Annotated in this window: 1 protein-coding gene; it reads right to left on the bottom strand. The window is 74.6% G+C overall.

Annotation, left to right across the window (positions count from 1 at the left end; all coding sequences use genetic code 11):
- Window positions 1-345: 345 nt before the first annotated feature.
- The coding region (locus AB0G02_RS41845) for a hydroxyacid dehydrogenase (RefSeq protein ID WP_360806623.1) at window positions 346-1,083 on the bottom strand (738 nt) is incomplete at its 5' end.

Genomic DNA, 1,083 nt, shown 5'->3' with positions numbered 1-1,083 from the left:
CGCGCAGGCATCAGATGTATGAGCGTCGAGCCGGCGGCCAGCAGGCGGAAACCACCCGATCACGGACCGGTACGGTGGTGAAGTCGACCGGGCCTCGCCGCGACCGGGCGCGGGTTGCCGCCGCAACGGCGTCTGTATGTCGTTGTCGGGCGCTTGACAGGGGCTGATCAGCCGCACGGAGGGCGCGGGGCCGTCCACCCGAACCAACGCCGCCACCGACCGGCCGCGCCGGTACCGGTGGAGCCAATCCGGCGAAAATCGTCTGATGTATGGTCGACCGACATCCTCGCCGCAGCCCGGTGGTCGGTCCACAAAGGACTTGACTCGGGCCGCCGGGCCCGCCGGTCAGGCGATCCGGGGCAGGTCGGCGGCCAGGACCGCGCCGTGCAGCGGCTCACCGCGGACGAACCGCGTCACCTCCGCCACCGCGAACTCGCCCAGGCGGCGCAGCTCGCGCCCCTGCGACCCGGCCAGGTGCGGGGTGACCAGCACGTTAGGCAGGTGCAGCAGCGGGTGGTCCGGCGGCAGCGGCTCCGGCTCGGTGACGTCCAGCACCGCGTCGAGGCGGCCGGTCGCGCAGTGGTCGGTCAGCGCCGCCGTGTCGACCAGGGAGCCCCGCGCGGTGTTCACGACGGTCGCGCCGTCGGGCAGCAGCGCCAGCCGACGTGCGTCGAGCAGGTGACGGGTCTCCGGCAGCGCCGGCGCGTGGACGGTGACCACGTCGCTGCGGCGGCACAGGTCGTCCGGGCTCACCAGCTCCGCGCCGAGCGCGTCGGCCTGCTCCGGGGTGACGTACGGGTCGGTGAGCAGCAACCGCACGTCGAACGCCCGCAGTCGGTCCAGGACGAGCCGGCCGGTGCGGGAGGCCCCGACGACCCCGATCGTGCGACCGTAGAGCCCGGTGCCCGCACCGGAGTGCCAATCGCCCGCCACGCGGTCCTGCGCGTACCAGCGGGCCCGGGTGAGCGCGCGCTTGGCCGCGAGGACGATGACGGCGACGGTGTACTCGGCCACCGGCACCGCGTTCGCCTGCGCGGCCGACGAGCCCGCGACCCCGCGGGCGAACACGGCCGGGTCGACGTG

The sequence above is a fragment of the Actinosynnema sp. NPDC023658 genome (assembly GCF_040639995.1).
Lineage (GTDB): Bacteria > Actinomycetota > Actinomycetes > Mycobacteriales > Pseudonocardiaceae > Actinosynnema.
The sequence above is the reverse complement of the archived record's forward strand: the minus strand, read 5'-3'. Positions and strand labels throughout refer to the sequence as shown.